The 20,362-nt window shown below is 59.8% G+C and carries 16 protein-coding genes; 8 read left to right on the top strand and 8 right to left on the bottom strand.

What is annotated here, in order from left to right:
* Positions 1 to 10 precede the first annotated feature (10 nt).
* Positions 11 to 742 carry a DUF481 domain-containing protein gene (locus tag QUE75_RS15150; protein WP_286251406.1) on the top strand — a complete coding sequence of 244 codons (732 nt, stop codon included), beginning with the start codon at positions 11 to 13 and terminating at the stop codon, positions 740 to 742.
* A gap of 73 nt (positions 743 to 815) precedes the next feature.
* Here the strand turns inward: QUE75_RS15150 and QUE75_RS15145 are convergent, their stop codons facing one another.
* From QUE75_RS15145 to QUE75_RS15135, 3 genes are all read right to left on the bottom strand, one after another.
* Positions 816 to 1,763, bottom strand: a complete 948-nt coding sequence (locus QUE75_RS15145) for a YbgA family protein (RefSeq protein ID WP_286251405.1) — start codon at positions 1,761 to 1,763, stop codon at positions 816 to 818.
* A gap of 107 nt (positions 1,764 to 1,870) precedes the next feature.
* Entirely contained in the window at positions 1,871 to 2,887 is a 1,017-nt protein-coding gene (locus tag QUE75_RS15140) for a DUF6160 family protein (RefSeq protein ID WP_228263741.1), read from the bottom strand.
* A gap of 196 nt (positions 2,888 to 3,083) precedes the next feature.
* Positions 3,084 to 3,740 (bottom strand): GntR family transcriptional regulator, encoded by a 657-nt coding sequence (locus tag QUE75_RS15135; protein ID WP_072676502.1) that lies wholly within the window; start codon positions 3,738 to 3,740, stop codon positions 3,084 to 3,086.
* 257 nt (positions 3,741 to 3,997) lie between these two features.
* Between QUE75_RS15135 and QUE75_RS15130 the strand changes: the two genes are divergently transcribed.
* Positions 3,998 to 5,137 (top strand): alkane 1-monooxygenase, encoded by a 1,140-nt coding sequence (locus QUE75_RS15130; protein ID WP_286251404.1) that lies wholly within the window; start codon positions 3,998 to 4,000, stop codon positions 5,135 to 5,137.
* A gap of 200 nt (positions 5,138 to 5,337) precedes the next feature.
* Positions 5,338 to 5,880: a lactoylglutathione lyase gene (gene gloA / locus QUE75_RS15125; protein ID WP_286251403.1), complete on the top strand. Its 543-nt coding sequence runs from the start codon at positions 5,338 to 5,340 to the stop codon at positions 5,878 to 5,880.
* A 24-nt stretch (positions 5,881 to 5,904) separates the two neighbouring features.
* Here gloA and QUE75_RS15120 read toward each other — a convergent pair whose 3' ends face one another.
* The 5 genes from QUE75_RS15120 to atzF form a co-directional block, all read right to left on the bottom strand.
* Positions 5,905 to 6,849, bottom strand: coding sequence for a DMT family transporter (locus QUE75_RS15120; RefSeq protein ID WP_286251402.1), 945 nt, complete (start codon positions 6,847 to 6,849; stop codon positions 5,905 to 5,907).
* 109 nt (positions 6,850 to 6,958) lie between these two features.
* Positions 6,959 to 7,231: a ComEA family DNA-binding protein gene (locus tag QUE75_RS15115; RefSeq protein WP_061332622.1), complete on the bottom strand. Its 273-nt coding sequence runs from the start codon at positions 7,229 to 7,231 to the stop codon at positions 6,959 to 6,961.
* A 408-nt stretch (positions 7,232 to 7,639) separates the two neighbouring features.
* Entirely contained in the window at positions 7,640 to 8,335 is a 696-nt protein-coding gene (locus tag QUE75_RS15110) for a GntR family transcriptional regulator (protein WP_286251401.1), read from the bottom strand.
* 495 nt (positions 8,336 to 8,830) lie between these two features.
* Positions 8,831 to 12,463 carry an urea carboxylase gene (gene uca / locus QUE75_RS15105; RefSeq protein WP_286251400.1) on the bottom strand — a complete coding sequence of 1,211 codons (3,633 nt, stop codon included), beginning with the start codon at positions 12,461 to 12,463 and terminating at the stop codon, positions 8,831 to 8,833.
* A 26-nt stretch (positions 12,464 to 12,489) separates the two neighbouring features.
* Positions 12,490 to 14,319, bottom strand: coding sequence for an allophanate hydrolase (gene atzF, locus QUE75_RS15100; RefSeq protein WP_286251399.1), 1,830 nt, complete (start codon positions 14,317 to 14,319; stop codon positions 12,490 to 12,492).
* A 341-nt stretch (positions 14,320 to 14,660) separates the two neighbouring features.
* Here atzF and urtA point away from each other — a divergent pair, with 341 nt between their 5' ends.
* The 5 genes from urtA to urtE all read left to right on the top strand — a co-directional run bounded on the left by urtA (position 14,661) and on the right by urtE (position 20,296).
* Positions 14,661 to 15,959 (top strand): urea ABC transporter substrate-binding protein, encoded by a 1,299-nt coding sequence (gene urtA, locus QUE75_RS15095; protein WP_138435329.1) that lies wholly within the window; start codon positions 14,661 to 14,663, stop codon positions 15,957 to 15,959.
* A 73-nt stretch (positions 15,960 to 16,032) separates the two neighbouring features.
* Complete coding sequence (gene urtB, locus QUE75_RS15090; protein ID WP_286251398.1) at positions 16,033 to 17,637, top strand: urea ABC transporter permease subunit UrtB; 1,605 nt, start codon at positions 16,033 to 16,035, stop codon at positions 17,635 to 17,637.
* Positions 17,638 to 17,640: 3 nt separating this feature from the next.
* Positions 17,641 to 18,777, top strand: coding sequence for an urea ABC transporter permease subunit UrtC (gene urtC / locus QUE75_RS15085; protein ID WP_286251397.1), 1,137 nt, complete (start codon positions 17,641 to 17,643; stop codon positions 18,775 to 18,777).
* The gene (gene urtD / locus QUE75_RS15080; protein WP_058092764.1) at positions 18,774 to 19,598 is read left to right on the top strand and encodes an urea ABC transporter ATP-binding protein UrtD; all 825 of its coding nucleotides are present in this window, start codon (positions 18,774 to 18,776) and stop codon (positions 19,596 to 19,598) included. The genes urtC and urtD overlap by 4 nt, the downstream gene beginning before the upstream one ends.
* Positions 19,598 to 20,296 (top strand): urea ABC transporter ATP-binding subunit UrtE, encoded by a 699-nt coding sequence (urtE, locus tag QUE75_RS15075; RefSeq protein ID WP_286251396.1) that lies wholly within the window; start codon positions 19,598 to 19,600, stop codon positions 20,294 to 20,296. The genes urtD and urtE overlap by 1 nt, the downstream gene beginning before the upstream one ends.
* The last annotated feature ends 66 nt before the right edge of the window (positions 20,297 to 20,362 follow it).

Here is a 20,362-nt window from a genome sequence, read left to right as displayed (position 1 = left end):
AGGAGATAACATGGGTATCAGAAAACCACTGGCAGTCGCATGTATGGCACTGGCCCCGCTGGCCCAGGCCCAGGACAGTGGCAACTGGACAGGCGAGGCAGAACTCGGTGTGCTGGTAACCTCCGGCAACACCGAAGAAACCAAGGTAAACGGTCGCCTGGGATTGCAGCATGAGACCCAAACCTGGCGCAACACCGGTGAGTTCAGCTCCCGTTACACAGAGACGGAAGATCAGACCACCGCTGAAGAGTACAAGGCGGCCCTCGAAGCTGATTACAAATTCGACGACAAACAATACTGGTTTGTGCGTGGCTCCTATGAAGACGACCGGTTCTCCGGTTATGACTTCGAATCCACCCTCACTACCGGTTATGGAAACCGTGTTTGGCAGGCAGGGGATCGTTCCTTCCTGGACCTCTCAGTGGGAGGCGGTTATCGCTACAACAAGCTGCGGCAGGAAAACCCCGATGGCCGGGATGTGGAAGAAGAGGCCATCGCCCGCCTGGCTGGCCAGTTCGATTACGCGTTGTCTGAAACTGCCCTGTTTCGCCAGAAGCTGAGCACCGAGATTGGCCTGGATGAGAACAACACCATCAGCCAGTCCGAGACCTCGCTGCAGAGTAACATTGTCGGTAGCCTCTCCATGAAAGCGGCTTTCCGGGTAAAGCACGTGTCTGATGCGCCCGTTGGCTCAGACAAAACCGACACCGAGACCTCGCTCTCGCTGCTGTACGGTTTCTGATTCCGGATTCCCGGAGCCAACGAAAAAGGGGCAGATGGTAAAATCATCTGCCCCTTTTTCGTTATCCAGAACCTCAGACGTTGTTCCGAAGTCCCAACTCATCCGGGTAGGGTGTGAGGTACTTCTGGGTGTGAAGATAATCCACCGGCTCCTTACGCTGTGCCAGTCGCAGTAGTGTCATCGGCACCACCAGCGGAATCTCGCCGCGCCGGTAAGCTTCAATCTGCTCCAGCAGCACCGCTTTCTCTTCCGCTGCCATCCCGTCTTTCAGGTAGCCCAGCAGATGCTGCATGGCATTCACGTGAGAACCCCGGCTTACGCGCTGGGTCATGGCTTCCATAAAGCCGTGAATGTAGCGATCCGCAATCTGCGCCAGCGGCTCGGCTTTCAGGTCGGCCAGCATCGGGCCAAGCTGCCGGTAGATTTTTTCAGAGTGGGCCAGAAGTGTAAACTTGTGGCGCTGATGGAACTCCAGCAGCGACTGCTTGGTCAGCTTGTCGCCGGCCACGTTCTGCATCCAGTCGTCGTAGGAGAACACGCGCTCAATGAAGTTCTCCCGCAACATGTCATCGTGCAGGCGGCCTTCTTCCTCCACCGGCATCAAGGGGTAGGCCTTCATCAGCGCCTCGGCAAACATGCCACGGCCATCCCGGTGCATGAAATTACCTTCCGCGTTGTGAATCTTGATGCGCTCCATGCCGCAACTGGGGGATTTGGCCATCAGGATGTAACCACGCAGGTTCGCCAGCGAGGGCATCACCTCGGCAATGAAGTTCTGCATGCCTCCGGTGTGGTCTTTGGTGCCCTTGCTTTCCACCAGGTGCAGGCCGTCTTCGTGCTCGCGCAGGTGAATGGCCGGGCGGGGAACACCCAGGCCGGCTTCCAGTTCCGGGCAAATAGAGCGGAACTCAAAATGCTTAGCCAACACCTGGGTGCAGTATCGGGAATGCTTGTGGCCACCGTCGTGGCGAACTTCCTTGCCGAGCAGGCAAGTGCTAATACCAACAGGAATACCGGTCACTAAAACTCTCCAGCCGTTGGATGATCGGGTACTACACCACTATACGTGCTGTGAGTATAGCCCGATCAAGTCAGGGCAGAGTGTTCATCCGGGTAATTGCGGAGCCGTCAGTGGCCGTACACCATCATGGTGGTATCACTGATGACAAAATCCGTGAACTGCACCGAGCCAATGCTGGTGCCACCCACCTTGAACACCGGCATATCGATATCGGCCCGGAATTCCACCTCATGGATCGACAGGCCTTCCTTGCCAGAAGTGGCACCGGTTCCGCGAGACAATTTGGCGGTGGCGTGGGCCATGCCGAAATGACCGAGGGTATCGTTACCCCTGCGGTTGTGTATTTGCAAGCCTTCAATGCCCACAGCGGCGAAGTTGAAAATAAGGATGACGTCTGCGGCGTCCCAGTTCAGGCTGCCGTCGGTCACCTCAAAATGCGTGTCGAGCTGCAGTTCGGAGCCTGAGACGGTATTGCCATTGGCCAGGGTGCGGGTAGAGTTGCCGCCGTTACGAATCACCAGATCGGTAGGGCCGATGTAGCCCTGCAGATTGATGTCGGAGAACAGGTTGGTGCTGCCATCCGTGCCGGAGGTGGTGATGCTGTCGATGGCCAGCTCAAAATCCATCGCTTTCAGGTAGTCGTCCAGGCTGGTCGGGTCGCCGTAGTCGGTGGCGCCCAGGTGAATCACCAAATCACCGCTATTGAACTGCTTGCCAAAGCTGCCGGCCACGGAATACTTCGCCAGAGCATCGGCTACATCCGGATTGCTGGTATCCAACAGGCCCGCGTTGGCGCGCCGGGCAATCTCGGAAAAGCCGTGTTCCAGCACCTCGCCTTCACCGGCGATGTCGATGGTCAGCTTCAGGTTGTCGAGTACCGTGTCGTTGTGGCCGGACAGCCGCAGGCCGTTAACACTGAGCGAGCCTTCATCGGTCCAGGTCAGCCGGTCGATGCTCAGTTTGGTTTCCAGCTCGATGGACACGCCAGCCTGGCCGGTAACGGCGGCCATGGAGGCATCATCCAGCGGGCGGAAATCCGCCAGTGCCGGAAGCGACAGGAAAGTAGCAGACAGGCAGGCACCTGCCAGGCGTGATGGATGACGAAAAACCCTGTGAAAAGACATGATGGCCCCGGATTCCGTTCAGACATTCTTGTTGTTATTCAGAGGCCTGAAGGCTTGGCTACGGGCACTCTGACGGGCCGCAGGGACAGCAGGACCAAGGCTGCGGTGGTTAATGGTTACACACTGTTACTTTATGCCGGTGCCCTGGAAGGATCTGTGAGACTGATCACACCCTGAACAGCAGATGATCAGTGCCTCAGCTCAGGGCCTGTCGAATCAGCTGTTTCTGGTGCTCGGCAAATCCGCGAATCAGCGCCTGGGCCTTGTCAGCGTCCCTGGCCAGGACTGCCTGGGGAAGTTCCGAGAAAAACTGACTGGTTTGCGCCAGCCCCTGGCGATACCGCTCCGCGCTGAGATAGTACGCGCGGCTGACCGCGGGTTTGAAGTTGGAAAGGGCTTCCGTCAGGTACGGGTTGTCCACCACCTTACAGCAGGCCTCCATCACCCCGAAACTGGCCTCCACCACCGCGGTAATGTCGGCGGCTGGTTGCTTTACCTGGTCCACCACCTGGGCCACCGCGTCCAGCATCATCGGCTTGTCGGATTCCTGCCAACGCTCACACAGGCGGGCGGCCAGCATCATCAGCAGGTGCATGTACACGTCATACAGCTCTGAAGCGTAATCGGCGTTCAGTTTGGTGGCAGAGGCGCCTTTGCGCGGGGTGATTTCCACCAGGTGCCAGCGTTCGAGTGTATACAACGCCTCTTTCACTGACGCCCGGCTGACCTTGAGTTCGTTCGCCAGGGTGGCTTCCTGAATACGTTCACCGGGGCGGATCTGCCCGGTCATGATGCGTTCCGCCAGGTAGTTGGCTATCTGCTCCGCCAGGGTGTTGGGCACCTGAAAATCCATAAGGGCTCTCTGAACAGGTTGAACAATCCGGCTGGCCAAAGAGGGCAGTACGCCGGCAGATGGTTGAACGCGCATGAGTTTATCACAGCCTCTTGATGGATGGATTCAGGCCCGCGCTGGGCGGGTGTTTCGTGACAATTGTCAAAAAATAACCAGAACAATGCTTGACGACTGATATATTGTAGGACAATAATGCAGAAAAAGTAAGGCCATTATTTCCATCCCGATACATGGTTCGACAACAAAAGGGGGCTACCATGAGCTCACGTCTGATTACCTGGAACACCGAGGCTGGCCGCCGTCGGGTTCTGATTACCCTGAAAAAATACAGCTACCTGATTGCCATGATTCCTCTGGTGCTGCCGCCGTTGCTGCTGGCGGCCGGGGAAAGCACCGGCCTGATCAATCTGTTTGCCTGGGGTGTGCCGGTGGTGGTGTTTGGCATCATTCCGTTGCTGGATATGATGCTCGGCAAAGACGCCCTGAACCCGGATGAGCAGGAAGACGTGCCCCGGCTGAATCAGGAAAAATTTTACAAAGTCATCACGCTGGGCTGGGTGGCTGCCTACGCAGCCTTGCTGGTCTGGAGCATGATCACCCTGGCCTCCGGCGTGTTCAGTGTGGCCGGCGCTGTTGGTTGGGTGGTGTCCATCGGTATTGTGGGTGGTTTGGGCATCAACGTTGCCCATGAGTTGATTCACAAAGATGGCAAGCTGGAACCCTGGGCGGGCGGCTTCTTGTTGTCACTGGTGTGCTATGCGGGCTTCAAGGTGGAGCACCTGCGGGGCCATCACGTGCATGTGTCCACGCCGGAGGATGCTTCATCCTCTCGCTACAACCAGTCCCTGTACAACTTCCTGCCTCAGGCCTACGTGCGTAACTTCTTGAACGCCTGGAAACTGGAAGCCGAGCGCCTGAAGCGCAAGGGGCAGGCACCTGTGAGCTGGCGCAACGAGCTGATCTGGTGGTACGGCATCAGCCTGCTGGCTCTGGTGGCCTTCACGGTTGCGTTCGGCTGGCTCGGCGCCGCCTTCTTCCTGGGCCAGAGCTTTATTGCCTTTACCCTGCTGGAGATCGTGAACTATCTGGAACACTACGGCCTGCATCGCCGCAAGCTGGACAACGGCCGCTACGAGCGAACCACGCCCGAGCACAGCTGGAACAGCAATTACTTCCTGACCAACGTGTTCCTGTTCCAACTGCAGCGCCACAGTGATCACCATGCCTTCGCCAAGCGCCGTTACCAGGTGCTGCGCCATCACGACATCGCGCCGCAGTTGCCAGCCGGTTACGCCACCATGGTGGTGCTGGCCTGCATCCCGCCCCTCTGGCGCAAGGTGATGAACCCTCGGGTAGAAGCCTATTACCAGGGCGAAGAACACCAGCTTACTTCCTGACGGTCCTCTCATTAGCTCCGGCCGGCTCGGCCGGGGCGATACCGCCTTCAGAGTGTCTCTGGAGAATGCCGGGGTAACACCCGGCCTTAAAGCCCCGTGAATGCGTCTCTGGTTCACGGGGTCTTTTTTTACCCTTGAAATCCGGGAAGGGGGCACACAAGTATATGGGTTGAACCCTCAATCCGATAAGGACACTCGACATGCCCAAGCATTTCGAACAGGCGCCGGGGCTTTACGACGCCCCGATTCCCGAGACCGAAGGTTACGTATTCAACCAGACCATGATGCGCATTAAAGTGCCGGAGCGCTCCATGGACTTCTACACCCGCGTGATGGGCATGCGCCTGGTGCGCAAACTGGACTTCCCGGAGATGAAGTTCACCCTGTATTTCCTGGGCTACCTGGATGATAAACAGGCGAACTTTGTGCCACACGACGACGCCCACCGCACCACCTTCACCTTTGGCCGGGAAGCGATGCTGGAGCTGACCCACAACTGGGGCACAGAAGATGACGCAGACTTTGCCTACCACAACGGTAATGACCAGCCCCAGGGCTTTGGTCACATTGGTGTGGCCGTACCAGATGTGTACGCGGCCTGCGAACGTTTCGAAAAGCTGGGCGTGGAGTTCGTGAAAAAGCCGGACGACGGCAAGATGAAAGGCCTGGCCTTTATCAAAGACCCGGACGGCTACTGGATTGAAATCCTGCAGCCCAACATGCTGGAGAAACAGCGCAAGTAAGGCTGGCTTGGCAAAGCCCCGGCGTCAGTCTGAGCGACTGTTGCCGGGAGCGTTGCCGTAACGGGAAGCCACAATAACCGCAATGGTCAGTATCAGAGCCCCGGTAATGCCGATGGGCCCTAGCACCTCCCCCAGAATCAGCCAGGCCAGAAGTGCCACAAACAACGGTTCCAGCGTGACGATAATGCTGGAAAGCGTGGCAGGCGTAGTCTTCATCCCCGCGAAGAAACACAGGTAGCCAATACAGGTTGGCACCACGCCGATGTACAGCACCATCAACCAGTGCGACAGCCCAAGGCTGGCGAGCCCGGCAAAGCCACCGGTAAGCGCCACTATCGGCAATAGCAGAATGGCGGCGGTCAGAAAACAGATAAAGGCGGTGGTAAACACCGGCGTGCCGGCGGAATTGTAGCGACTGGTGAGGGTAAAGCCGGTGTATACGGCGGCGGCAAGCAACGCCATCAGAATACCCGCAAGCCGCAAGGTGCCTGCGGTGTCCATATCACTGGCCACCAGCATGCCGGTGCCGAGGATGGCCGCAAAGGCCGCCGCCAGTGTCAGCGGGCCGGGTTTTTCGCCTAACATGGGTGCCGCCAGAATGGCCACCAGAACTGGCGGCAGGCACAGGGCGATCAGCGTGGCGATGCCGGCACCGGTCAGATCGACCGCCACCAGATAACTGCCCTGATAGAACGCCTGGAACAACCCCATTGCGGCTAATGGCAATAGGGCCTTGGCGCTGAGCCCACGCAGTGAGCTACCGGCGACCTTCTGGCCGGGATGCTGTAATTCCAGCTGCTGCTGTTCCCGCCGCATCAACAGGTAGAAAAACGGCAACGCAACCACCAGGCGCAACAGCGCAAGCGTAAGGCCGGTCAGCTCGGTGCCGGTAAACAGGAATTTGGCAACAATGCCGGTGGTGCCCCACAGCAGGGCCGCGAACGCGATGAGTAAAGCGCCATGAATCATGAAAGTGGCCAACGCAATGAATGTAAAGCCGAAAAGGGTAACAGTGGCTGGCAGTTGGCGCTATAGGGGAAAGAACGGGCAGCCAGGGCTGCCCGGAGGGCTTAAACGCTTACTCGGCAGACAGCCGATCGGCATTGCGCTCAACGGTGCGAGCACCGATGCCTTTCACATTGGCCAGGTCTTCCACAGACTGGAACGGACCGTTTTCAGAGCGGTAAGCCACAATGGCCTCGGCCTTGCTTTCGCCAATGCCGTTCAGGGTGGCCAGCGTGGCAACGTCCGCCTGATTGATGTTAATGGTAGCCGGCTGTTCAGCGTGGGCGAAGCCTGTGGCCAGAGAGAACAGCAGAACGAGGGTAGCCAGAATGCCTGTGTGTTTCATCGGAGAACTCCTTTTTAAAGACGTTGTTATGAGACGTCAGGAGTAACAAACCGTGGGTGTGGGTAATGGGCTGGAGCGATGAGAGAAACGGTAAAACGGTAGGCTGTGTAAGTGCACGGAACGGGACCACAGTCCGTGTAGTCCCCAAATTCCGTGGCTGACCCCTGCCTGATCCATCAGGCGCGCATCATCCTGAGCACTTCGTCCTTGCGTTCGTCCCTGTAAGCCCTGTTCCATCGGGCAACTCCGGTTCCGTGGAGTTTCCATCCCTGAGCCAACGTCCGTGCTGGCTTGTCATCCCTGACAATGCTCATTCTACGCCTGGCCGGTTCATTAAGAATCGGACATCTGCCTGTCGGTGTGTGCGATATTTCCTACAGCGCTGTGAGCCTGCCGGTGAACCTAAGTTCATTGTTTCACGGGGCTTTTCTGGGCAATTTCTTGCCCGCCGCGATGCGCGTCGGCGGCCTCTTTTATCTTCTCCATGGTGATTTCCCGCACCGCTTTCTGGCTGGAACGGATGTGCCGGGTCAGCCGGTCGGCGGCATCGGTGGCATGGCCGGTGCGAAGTGCTTCCAGAATCTGGGCGTGTTCTATATAGGTGGCATCCACCCGGTCATCCCGGGTGAAATCCAGCCGCCGGATAATCCGCAGGCGGTCGGTAATCTCCCGGTGAATACGGGTCATCTCCCGATTGCCGGCCGCGGCCACCAGGTCGCAATGAAAGCTCTCGTCCAGTGCCCGCACGGTGCTGCCCACGGCACGTTCGGAGGGGTGGTCGGGGTTCCAGATGGCAATCAGGGTGCGCAGGGTTTGTGGCTCCTCGGGCAGGGCGCATATTTTGTGCATGGCGGCCCGTTCGACGGTAATCCGCAAGTCGTAGAGTTCTTCCACCTGCTGAAAGTCAAAGGGCTTAACCTGCCAGCCGCTGCGAAACAGGACGTCGACGTAGCCTTCCCGCTGCAACCGGTACAGGGCCTCGCGCACCGGTGTCCGGCTGGCATTCAGGCGGGCACCCACGTCGCCCTCGCTGAACTTGTCCCCGGGAATCAGGCGGAACTCAAAAATATCGTCCTTCAGGGCTTCATAAACCCTGTCTGCCATGGAGGCCTTTCTTTTAGTGTTTGTCGCCATTTTCGAGTTTGCCCTCTTTTAGAGATGCGGGAGGCCTGTTGATTTGGAGTTCGGCTCTGGGCGCGGCTATCGGGGAGGCTGTTCAAAAGACGCCGTGAACCCATCCATGGGGGCTTGAGCGCAGCATCCCTGCTGCGCACACTTTTGAACAGCCTCCCCGATAGCCACGCCCAACTCCCTATGCCTGCGAGAGGCGTCTGCCGAGAAAGTGGAGCTGGCACGTGATTCAACATCGAGTTTCAGGCAATCGTAATCGGTTTTTTATGCCGCAATCATCGGAGCCAACCAAGCCGATGTGCGGGAACCCCTCCACAGACTGTGCGCAGCATGGATGCTGCGCTCAAGCCCCCATGGATGGGTTCACGGCGTGTCTGTGGAGGGGTTCCCGCACAGCGGCGCTATCACCCAAACAGCAGGCCAGCACCAAAGGCGCCGATTTCCCAACCCCGAAACCAGCAACCGTAATCAAACTTCGATGCTAAGCAGGGGCTCCCCGGGAGTAACAGACTTCCCAGGCTCCACATGCATGGCACTGATGGTGCCAGACAGCGTCGCATTTACCTCGAACTCCATCTTCATAGCCTCTACGATCACCAACGGATCACCCTCCGCCACCGTATCCCCCGGCTTCACCAGGCACTTCCAGATATTCCCGGCAATCTCCGCGCTCACCAACTCCCCAAACCGCTCCAAGTCAGAGGTATCCGGTTTTGGTGGGGCCTTGGCCAGGCGGTCGAGTTCTTCGGCTTCGCTCTCCTTCCACAAAGCCACCTCTTTAGCATAAGCCGCCTGCTGCAGTTTGCGGAACTCGGCAATAGAACTCTCGTTGGCGTCCAGGAAGGCCTGGTGGGATTTCAGATCGAAGGTTTCTTCTTCGATCTTGATTTCCAGCTTGCCGGCGCGGAACTGGTCGCGCATCTCGGTCAGTTCGTCTTCGGTGACCGGGTAGTAGCATACCTGATCAAAGAACCGTAACAGCCAGGGGGCGTCTTCGGCGAACTGTTTGTTTTTCAGGTATTTGTTCCAGATCGGCAGGGTTCGGCCCACCAGCTGGTAGCCGCCGGGGGAATCCATGCCGTAGATGCACATGTAGATGCCGCCGATGCCTACGGTGCCTTCGGCGGTGTAGGTGCGGGCCGGGTTGTATTTGGATGTCAGCAACCGGTGGCGTGGGTCCAGGGGCACGGCGCAGGGGGCGCCGAGGTAGACGTCGCCCAGGCCCAGTACCAGGTAGCGGGCGGAGAAGAGCACGTCTTTGACGTCGTCCCGGCTGGGCAGGCCGTTGATGCGTTGCATGAAGTCGACGTTGTTGGGTAGCCAGGGCGCGGTGTCGCGGACCGACTGGCGGTATTTGTCGACCGCCTCCAGAGTGGCGCTGTCTTCGAAGGCCATGGGCAGGTGGATGACCCGGCTGCGCACTTTCAGCTCATCCGTGGGCGGCAGGGTGGCTTCCAGGTCCAGCAGGTAGGTCATCAGCGCTTCCTGGGACAGCAGGCGGGCGTCGTACCTCAGCTGCAGGGAGCGCACACCGGGGGACAGTTCCAGCAGGCCGTTGGGTTGTACATCGGCGATGGCTTCCATCAGGGCGTGGATGCGCATACGGGCGCCAAGGTCCAGCACGTTGGCGCCGTATTCCAGCAGGATGTACTGGTCACCGGCCTGGCGGTAGGTCACTTCCGGGCGGCCGTCGGTTTCGTCCAGGTGCGCCAGGATGGTGGCAGACAAACCGTTCAATGGCGCCAGGTCAGGCGCCACCAGGGTGACCGCCGGCGGGGCCATCAGGCTCTTGATGGCCAGTTCCTGGCGTTCGGCCAGTTGCACCGCCGTGTCGTTATCAATGGCCACAAAGCGGATGGTGTCGCCGGGTTTTACCTGGCCGACTTTCCACAACTCGGCTTTGGCGATGGTCACGGGGCACACAAAGCCGCCCAGGCTGGGGCCATCCTTGGTGAGGATAACGGGCATGTCGCCGGTAAAGTTGATGGAGCCTATGGCGTATTCGGTGTCGTGGATGTTGGACGGGTGCAGGCCCGCCTCGCCGCCGTCTTCACGGGTGAATTCCGGTTTCGGGCCATTCAGCCGGATGCCCAGGCGGTTGGAGTTGTAGTGTACTTCCCAATCCTGCTCGAAGAACTTCTCGATGGATTTTTCCGAGAAGAAATCCGGGGCGCCGTGGGGGCCATAGAGCACGCCGATTTCCCAGTGGTTGGGGTAATCCGGAATCAGGTCCGGGTCTGCCGGGGCGGGGTCGTGGGTTGGCCCCGGGGTGGTGCAGGCTGGCAGTTCCAGCTGGCTGATGCCGAGCATGTCGCCGGGGCGCAGCGGGCGGCCGCCGTGGCCGCCAAACTGGCCCAGGGCGAAGGTAGAGCGGCTGCCCAGGTACACCGGCACATCAAAACCGCCGCGTACCGCCAGATAGGTACGGCAACCTTTGATGGCTTTGCCCACGGCCAGCACCTGGCCGGCTTTGACGGTAATGGGTTTCCAGAATTCCACCGTTTTGCCGTCGAGGGTCGCGTCTGTAAGAGCACCGGTCAGCGCTACTACGGAATCCTTGTGGAATTTCAGGCTGGGGCCGATCAGTGTGGACTCCAGGCCGGCGGCGTCGTTGTGGTTGCCGACAATCCGGTTGGCAATGCGGAAGGCGTAGTCGTCCATCGGGCCACTGGGCGGTACGCCGATGTTCCAGTAACCCACACGGCCAGGGTAATCCTGCACCGTGGTGTAGGTGCCGGGTTTCAGCACCTCCGCCACCGAGGGCTTGAACTCAAAGCTCTCCAACGCGCGGGTGGAGACAATACCATCCTCAAAACTTTGCTGGGCCACCACCTGGCGCAGGTAATCCAGATTGGTGGCGATGCCCATCAGCCGGGTTTCCGCAAGCGCCTGGCGCAGTTTGGCCAGTGCGTCGGCCCGGTTGGTGCCGTGCACAATCAGCTTGGCGATCATCGGGTCGTAGTGGGCGGATACCTCACTGCCATTCTCCACCCAGGTATCCACCCGCACGCCGTGTTCCGGCCAGTACACATCGGTCAGTTCACCGGGGGAGGGCTGGAAATCTTTCAGCGGGTCTTCCGCGTAGATGCGCACTTCCATGGAGGCGCCGTTCAGTTCCGGCTGGAAGCTGGCCAGATCCGGGCTTTCGCCGGCGGCGATTTTCAGCATCCATTCGATCAGGTCCAGGCCGGTGACAGACTCGGTCACCGGGTGCTCAACCTGTAAGCGGGTGTTCACTTCCAGGAAATAGAATTCGTCCCGGTCGGCGTCGTAAATGTATTCCACGGTACCGGCAGAGCGGTAATTCACCGACTGCCCGAGGGAGACGGCGGCATCCAGCATGGCCTGGCGAGTAGCGGCCGGCAGGTTCGGCGCCGGGGTTTCCTCCACCACCTTCTGGTTGCGCCGCTGCAGGGAGCAATCCCGTTCGCCCAGGGCCACCACATTGCCCTGGCCATCGCCGAACATCTGCACTTCCACATGGCGAGCCCGGGCGATGAAGCGTTCCAGGAACACGCCGCTGTCGTTAAAAAAGCTCTGGCCCTGGCGGCGCACGGTTTCAAAGGCATCCCGCAGTTCGTTTTCGCTGTTGCAGCGTGTCAGGCCGATGCCGCCACCGCCGGCGGTGCTTTTCAACATTACCGGGTAGCCCAGGCGCTCGGCGGTTTGCAGGGCTTCGTCCAGGGTTTCCAGCAGGCCGCTGCCCGGGGCCAGGGGTACGCCGGCGGCTTCTGCCAGTTCCCGGGCCCGGTGTTTCAGGCCGAATTCGCGCATCTGTTCCGGGGTGGGGCCGATGAACACAATGCCTTCGGCCTCGCAGGTTTCGGCGAAGTCGGCGTTCTCGGACAAAAAGCCGTAACCGGGAATGATGGCTTCCGCGCCGGTTTGCTTGGCCGCCGCCAGAATCTGGGCCTTGTCCAGGTAGGTTTCGCTGGCGCCTTTGCCCACCAGCGCCACGGCTTCATCGGCGGTGGTGACGTGCAGGCTGTGGCGGTCTTCATGGGAGTGAACCGCCACGCTGCCGATGCCCATGGCTTTCAGGGTGCGAATGGTGCGAACGGCGATTTCGCCTCGGTTGGCGATCAGGACTTTCTTGAACATGTTGTTTGGTCTCCGGAGTAGGTGGATCAGGCCCTGGATTTAATGAAAGCTCGCCAGCCGCCGAATTCGGTGACGTCTCTGGCGCCGGTGAAACCGTAGCCTTCGCAGATAAAGCCGTTTACCCATCGGCCATCGGCCAGCTCAACATTGCCGATGCCAAGGGGGGCGGGGATCAGGTCGACGAAGGAGCCGAATTCCGAGGCGGCCATTTCCCAGACTTCCAGCACAATCTGCGCGCCGTCTTCTTCCACTCGCTTCAGGCCCGGTTTGGGCGGAGTGGTGTTGGGCAGGGCGTACAGGCGGTAGTTGGGGGTGGTGGTGGTTTGCTCCAGCAGCCGGGCCTTGCGTTCGGTGAGCTGGGTGTTCAGGGGCATACCAGACAAATGGGCGCCGACTACCGCCACCTGAATGGTCGGAACGGCCGGTTGGTAAGTAACCACTTCCTCCGGTCGGGCTTTGTCTGTGGCGCCCAGGGGTGTTGGGTGAGCGTTCAGCCACTGGCTGGCCAGGGTTTGCAGTTCCCGGTCTTTCCAGGCACCGCTTATCAAGGTCACGCCAAAGGGCAGGCCGTCGTCCCGGAAGCCGGCGGGCACCGCCAGGGCGCACAAATCCGCCAGGTTCACGAAATTGGTGTAAGTGCCCAGCTGGCTGTTCAGTGATACCGGGTCGGCATTCACGGCTTCAATGGTGGGCGCGATCGGGGCAGTGGGCACCAGCAGGCCATCCACTTCTGCCAGGAGGCTATCGATCTGCCGCAGCAACTCTTCCTTGCGGTACTGGGCGTTGAAGGTGTCGGTGGCGGTGAAGTGTTCGGCTTTGCTGATTATCGAACGCACTGTCTCGTTCATATCGCCGGCGTGGCCTGCCATAAACCCTTTGACGGCCGCGTGGCGCTCGGCTACCCAGGGGCCTTCATAAAGCAGGGCAGCCAACTCCAGCAGCGGGCTGAAATCCAGCGGCACCAGTTCAACGCCAGCGGTATCCCGCTGGCGCCATTGGCTCAGCGTGGTATTCCAGGCCGCTTCCGCCTGCTGGTCACCAAAGAACTCGGGGTGTTCGGGAATGGCCAAACGCTGCACCGGGCCGGGGCGGCGAATGGCGGGGGCATCCAGGGGCAGGGCGCTGGGCGCTTTCCGGGAAAACGCATCGGCTTTATCAAAGCCCGCCATCACCTCAGCCACCAGTGCGGCATCGGCAATGGTCAGCCCGAACACCGAAACGCAATCCAGCGACCGGCAGGCTGGCACCACACCGTTAATGCTGAACAGGCCTTTGGTGGGTTTCAGCCCCACCAGGTTGTTCAGGCCGGCGGGCACCCGGCCGGAGCCGGCGGTGTCTGTGCCCAGGGCAAAGGGCACCAGGCCCCGTGCCACCACAGAGGCAGAACCAGAGCTGGAACCGCCGCTGATCACCTTCGGGTTAACACTGTTGGGTACCGCACCATAGGGCGACCGGGTGCCCACCAGCCCGGTGGCGAACTGGTCCAGATTGGTTTTGCCAATCACCACGGCGCCGGCGGCTTTCAGTTTGCGCACCACGGTGGCGTCTTGTTCGGGGGTGTAGGCAAAGGCCGGGCAGGCGGCGGTGGTTTCAAAGCCGGCGGCATCAATGTTGTCTTTCACCGCGAACGGAATGCCATAAAGCGGTAACTGCTCCAGATCACCGTCAACGGTTTCCAGCTGGTCTGCCAGTTCGGCCATGGCCTGGTGGAAGCCGTCTGCGCCCAACCGGGAGATCCAGGCGTTGTCGTCACCTTTCAGGTAATCCAGCAGTTTGCTGATCAGGGCTTCCGGCTCTGCGCCTTCTCTATAGGCCTGTTGCCAGTCTGCGATCGTCCATCCAAGGGTGGTTGGCATGGGATGTTGTCCTCATGTGTGGTCAAACTTGTATACATGAGCAATGGCAAGCTGCGTGCCAGACACCGGATAAACGTCACTATTTCAATAAAAACAGTTGGTTAATGGTTTTTGCATGATAGTTGGGCAAAACCGGCATGCACCAGTAAGGCGCAGAAACGCGCCAGAAGGCACCAAAATCAGGCCTCAATCCGGGTAAATCACCGGCCCTGGCAGCCTTTGGATAGCTTGTATACTAGATAACTTGTTGGTTTCTCGTGCTTTTTGTAGGAGTTGGAACGGCAGATGCAATCACCCCGTTGCGTTTGACGACTCATAACCCAACGAAAAGGACGCACAACATGAGCATCAAAAAACACGTGAAAATGGGCCTGTCTGCACTGGCACTGTCTGTCTCCTTCCACGCCATGGCGGCGGAAGACCCCATCAAAGTGGGCATTTTGCATTCCCTCTCCGGCACCATGGCGATCAGTGAAACCGCACTGAAAGACACCATGCTGATGCTGATCGAAAAGCAGAACGCCGAAGGCGGTGTACTGGGCCGCAAGCTGGAGCCGGTAGTGGTAGACCCCGCCTCCAACTGGCCGCTGTTCGCTGAGCGGGCCCGGGAACTGCTGGAGAAAGAAAAAGTAGACGTGATTTTCGGAAACTGGACCTCGGTGTCCCGTAAATCCGTGCTGCCGGTGGTGGAAGAGCTGAACGGCCTGCTGTTCTACCCGGTGCAGTACGAGGGTGAGGAATCTTCTGAAAACGTCTTCTACACCGGCGCGGCGCCCAACCAGCAGGCCATTCCGGCGGTGGATTACCTGAAGAACGACCTGGGCGTTGAGCGCTGGGTTCTGGCGGGCACCGATTACGTTTACCCGCGCACCACCAACCGCATCCTGGAAACCTACCTGAAAGACCAGGGCGTGGCGGATGCGGACATCATGATCAACTACACCCCGTTTGGGCATTCCGACTGGCAGTCCATCGTTTCCGATATCAAGAGCTTTGGCAGCGCCGGCAAGAAAACCGCCGTGGTTTCCACCATCAACGGCGATGCCAACGTGCCTTTCTACCGGGAACTGGGTAACCAGGGTGTGTCGGCCTCCGACATCCCGGTGGTGGCTTTCTCGGTGGGTGAGCAGGAGCTTTCCGGCATCGACACCGCACCGCTGGTGGGCCACCTGGCTGCCTGGAACTACTTCATGAGCGTGGATAACGAAGCCAACTACGACTTCATCGACGCTTGGGTAGAGTTCAAGGGCGACGAAAAAGCCGTCACCAACGACCCCATGGAAGCCCACTACATCGGCTTCAACATGTACGTTGAGGCAGTGAAGAAAGCCGGCACCACCGATGTCGACGCCATCAAAGACGCGATCATCGGCGTAGCCGTGCCCAACCTCACCGGCGGCATTGCCACCATGATGCCCAACCACCACATCACCAAGCCGGTGCTGATTGGCGAGATCCAGGACAACGGCCAGTTCTCCGTGGTCTGGGAAACGCCGTCTACCGTGGCTGGCGATGCCTGGTCTGACTTCCTGCCGGGTTCCAAAGACCTGATCAGTGACTGGCGCGCCCCGCTGCGTTGCGGCAACTTCAACGTGGTGACTGGCAAGTGCGGTGGCTCTGCGGAAGTGGCTTCCAACTAAGCGACCCAACCGGGCAGGTTAGCGTGCCTGCCCGGCTTTTCCACCCTCATTTCAACGCCAACAGGAATGAACCATGAGCATCATCCGACTGCTCGCCGGGCTCGCTTTGGCCTGGTGCCTGGCCCTGGGGCCGGCGGTGGCCACTGCACAGGTGCAGGACGACACCGCCCAAACGCTGTTGCAACGGCTCGCAGAAGCCAACAACGCCGAGAAAAGCAAGGTACTGAAACAGATTGCAGAAAGCGGCGACGAACGGGCCCGCAGCTGGCTGGAAGCCTTTGCCGGCGGCAAGCTCGCCACCGTAAAATCTTCCGGCTACGTGGTGCTGGTCACCAACAACACCGGGCGCAACTGGCAAGTGGCCAGCGCCGTGACCGGTGACAGCATGGGTGAGATGTCTCGCCGGGAGCTGGACAGCATTCGGGTGAACAACGCCCTGCGCAGCCAGGTGGAAGGCATTCTCTCGGTGGTAGACCTGACGGTAGCCGACCACCGCACCCGCCGCGCCGCCGCCCGCCATTTGCTGGGCCGGGTGGATGCGGTAACCGCGCCGTTGATTGAAGAACGGCTTGAGGTGGAAGAAAACGACCGGGTGCGCGATTTGTTGGCTAACGCCCTGGCCATCCACCAACTGGAACAAGGCGACATCAACGCCATCGAACAACTTTCCGGCAGCCTGAACGCCCGTGTGCGGGCTGCTTTGAATAATGCGGCCAGCAGTGACGACCCGGCCATCGCCGCGGCCGCCGAAAAAGCCCTGGCGAGCATCGAGCAGAAACTGAAACTGAACAAAGCCGCTGAGACCCTGTACTTCGGCCTCTCCCTCGGCTCCGTACTGGTACTGGCCGCCATCGGCCTGGCCATCACCTTCGGGGTGATGGGCGTAATCAACATGGCCCATGGTGAACTGATCATGCTGGGTGCCTACACCACCTGGGGCATGCAGCAACTGTTTCCCGGCCAACCGGGCCTGGCGCTGATTCTGTCCATCCCCGCCGGCTTCATGGTGGCGGCGCTGGCGGGCATCATCATCGAGCGCAGTGTCATCCAACACCTCAAAGGCCGCCCGCTGGAAACCCTGCTGGCCACCTTTGGCATCAGCCTGATTTTGCAGCAACTGGTGCGCACGGTGATTTCCCCGCTTAACCGCACCGTGGTTACCCCGGAATGGATGAGCGGCTCCATCATGATCAACGAGGCATTGTCCCTCACCCTTAACCGCCTGTACGTGATTGGCTTTGCCCTGGTGGTGTTCGCCGGGCTGATGCTGATCATGCGCAGAACCCGCCTGGGGCTGGAAGTGCGCGCCGTTACCCAGAACCGCGCCATGGCCCGCTCCATGGGCATCAAAGCCACCAAGGTGGACATCATGACCTTTGCCCTGGGCTCCGGCGTGGCCGGGCTGGCCGGTGTGGCGTTGTCACAGATCACCAACGTAGGCCCCAACCTGGGCCAGAACTACATCATCGATTCGTTCATGGTGGTGGTGTTCGGCGGCGTGGGTAACCTCTGGGGCACCTTAGTGGCCGGGCTCACCCTGGGCACCATCAACCAGATTCTGGAACCCTGGGCTGGCGCGGTATTGGCCAAGATCATGGTGCTGGTACTGATCATCCTGTTCATTCAGAAACGGCCGCGGGGACTCTTTCCCCAGAAAGGCCGAGCGGCGGAGGGCTGAGTTATGGCGTCATCACAAACCTGGCTGCTCCGGCCCCTGCAGGAGCGTTCCACCCAGATCTTCCTGGGCGTGCTGTTCGGCGCCCTCATAGTGGTCACCTTTTTGCACCTGTTCATGCCACAGGACAGCGCCCTGCACGTAAGTGCCTACACGGTCACCCTGCTGGGTAAATACCTGTGCTACGCCTTGTTGGCGGTGGCGGTAGACCTGGTGTGGGGTTACCTGGGCATTCTCAGCCTGGGCCACGGCGCCTTCTTTGCGCTGGGCGGCTACGCCATGGGCATGTACCTGATGCGCCAGATCGGCGACCGGGGCGTGTACGGCGACCCGGTACTGCCAGACTTCATGGTGTTCCTGAACTGGGACACGCTGCCCTGGTACTGGCAGGGCTTCGACATGGCCTGGTTTGCCTTCATCATGGTGCTGCTGGCCCCGGGCCTTCTGGCGCTCGTGTTCGGCTTCCTGGCCTTCCGCTCCCGGGTAACCGGGGTGTACCTGTCCATCATCACCCAGGCGCTTACCTTCGCCCTGATGCTGGCCTTCTTCCGCAACGAAATGGGCTTTGGCGGCAACAACGGCCTGACCGACTTCCGCGACATACTCGGCTTTAACCTGCGCAGCGACGCCACCCGGCTGGGGCTGTTCATCGCCACCGGCATCGCCCTGGCCATTGGCTATGTGATCTGCCGGGGCATTGTCACCAGCAAACTGGGCCGGGTAAGCGTGGCCTGCCGGGACGCCGAAGCCCGCACCCGCTTCCTGGGTTACCGGGTAGAACGGGTGCAGCTGTTCGTGTTTGTGGTGTCCGCCATGCTGGCGGGCGTGGCCGGGGCCCTGTACGTGCCGCAAGTGGGCATTATCAACCCCAGCGAATTCTCGCCGCTGTTCTCCATCGAAATCGTGGTATGGGTGGCCCTGGGCGGCCGCGCAACGCTGTACGGAGCCGTGATTGGCGCCATCCTGGTGAACTACGCCAAAACCGTGTTCACCGGCGTGATGCCGGATGCCTGGCTGTTCGCCCTGGGCGCGCTGTTTGTGCTGGTGACCGTGTTCCTGCCCAAAGGCATTGCCGGCCTGCTGCAAAAACGCCGAAAAGCCAAAGACGACGACACCACCACCGGGCAGGAGGCCACCGCATGAGCATGTTCGAACAACTGGCCAACCGCGACCGGGTATTCGAATTCCTGGCCCCCGCCGCCTCCCCGGTGGACGTGCGCCACGGCCCGATCCTGTACCTGGAAGACGTCAACGTGAGCTTTGACGGCTTTAAGGCCATCAACAACCTGAACCTGACAATCGACGACGGCGAGCTGCGCTGCATTATCGGCCCCAACGGCGCGGGCAAAACCACCATGATGGACATCATCACCGGTAAAACCCGGCCCGATACCGGCTCCGTGTGGTTCGGCAGCCGCCACAACCTGCTGACCATGAACGAGCCGGACATCGCCAGCCTGGGCATCGGCCGCAAGTTCCAGAAACCCACGGTGTTTGAAGCCCTCACCGTGTTTGAAAACCTGGAACTGGCCATGGCCGCCGACAAACGCATATTCCCAACCCTGACCGCCATCATGAAACCCGAATACCGGGACCGCATCGACGAAGTGCTGGAGATGATCAAACTGAAAACCCTGCGCGACAAACCCGCCGGCATCCTCTCCCACGGCCAGAAACAGTGGCTGGAAATCGGCATGCTGCTAATGCAGAAGCCCCGACTGCTGCTGGTGGACGAACCCGTAGCCGGCATGACTGAACAGGAAATGGAACGCACCGCCGAATTGCTCACCAGCCTCGCCGGCAAACAGTCTGTAGTGGTGGTAGAGCACGACATGGGCTTCGTGCGTTCCATCGCCCGCCAGGTAACCGTGCTGCACCAGGGCAGCGTGCTGGCCGAAGGCACCATGGACCAGGTCTCCAACGACCCGGAAGTGATCAAGGTATACCTGGGGGAGGAGGCGTAATGCTCAAGATCCAGAAGCTCAACCAATACTACGGCGAAAGCCACACCCTCCGGGACCTGGACCTGGACATCCCCCAGGGCCAGTGCACCTGCGTAATGGGCCGCAACGGCGTGGGCAAAACCACCCTGATGAAATGCATCATGGGCGAGGAAACCACCAAAAGCGGCAGCATTGAATTTGCCGGGGATGTGGAGCTCACCAAAAAGAAAGTGGAAGACCGCTCACGCCTCGGCATCGGCTACGTGCCCCAGGGAAGGCAGATATTCCCGCTGCTGACCGTGGAAGAAAACCTGCGCACGGGTTTGGCCGTGCGCAAGGACGGCAGCAAGAAGATACCGGAGCGGGTGTATGAGCTGTTTCCGGTGTTGAAGGAAATGAAACACCGCAGAGGGGGTGACCTGTCTGGTGGGCAGCAACAGCAACTGGCCATTGGCCGGGCGCTGGTGATCGAGCCCAGGCTGCTGATTCTGGATGAGCCGGGGGAGGGGATTCAGCCGAACATCGTAGCTCAAATCGGAGAAGTGATCCGCCGGCTTATTGAGGAAGATGGGTTGACAGTGTTGCTGGTTGAGCAGAAGTTGCCGTTTGCGCGGAAGTATGCGGATCGGTTTGCGATTCTGGATCGGGGGAGGCGGGTTGCTGAGGGGGGGATTGGAGAGTTGTATGATGAGTTGATCCGAAAACATCTGAAAGTTTGATTCAATTGCTTAGAAACCATATGTTAATGAGCTTAAATATGGGGTTGAATCACCTATTAGGGATCG

The organism is Marinobacter shengliensis (assembly GCF_030297115.1).
GTDB lineage: Bacteria > Pseudomonadota > Gammaproteobacteria > Pseudomonadales > Oleiphilaceae > Marinobacter > Marinobacter shengliensis.
This window is presented reverse-complemented; position numbering and strand designations above follow the sequence as displayed.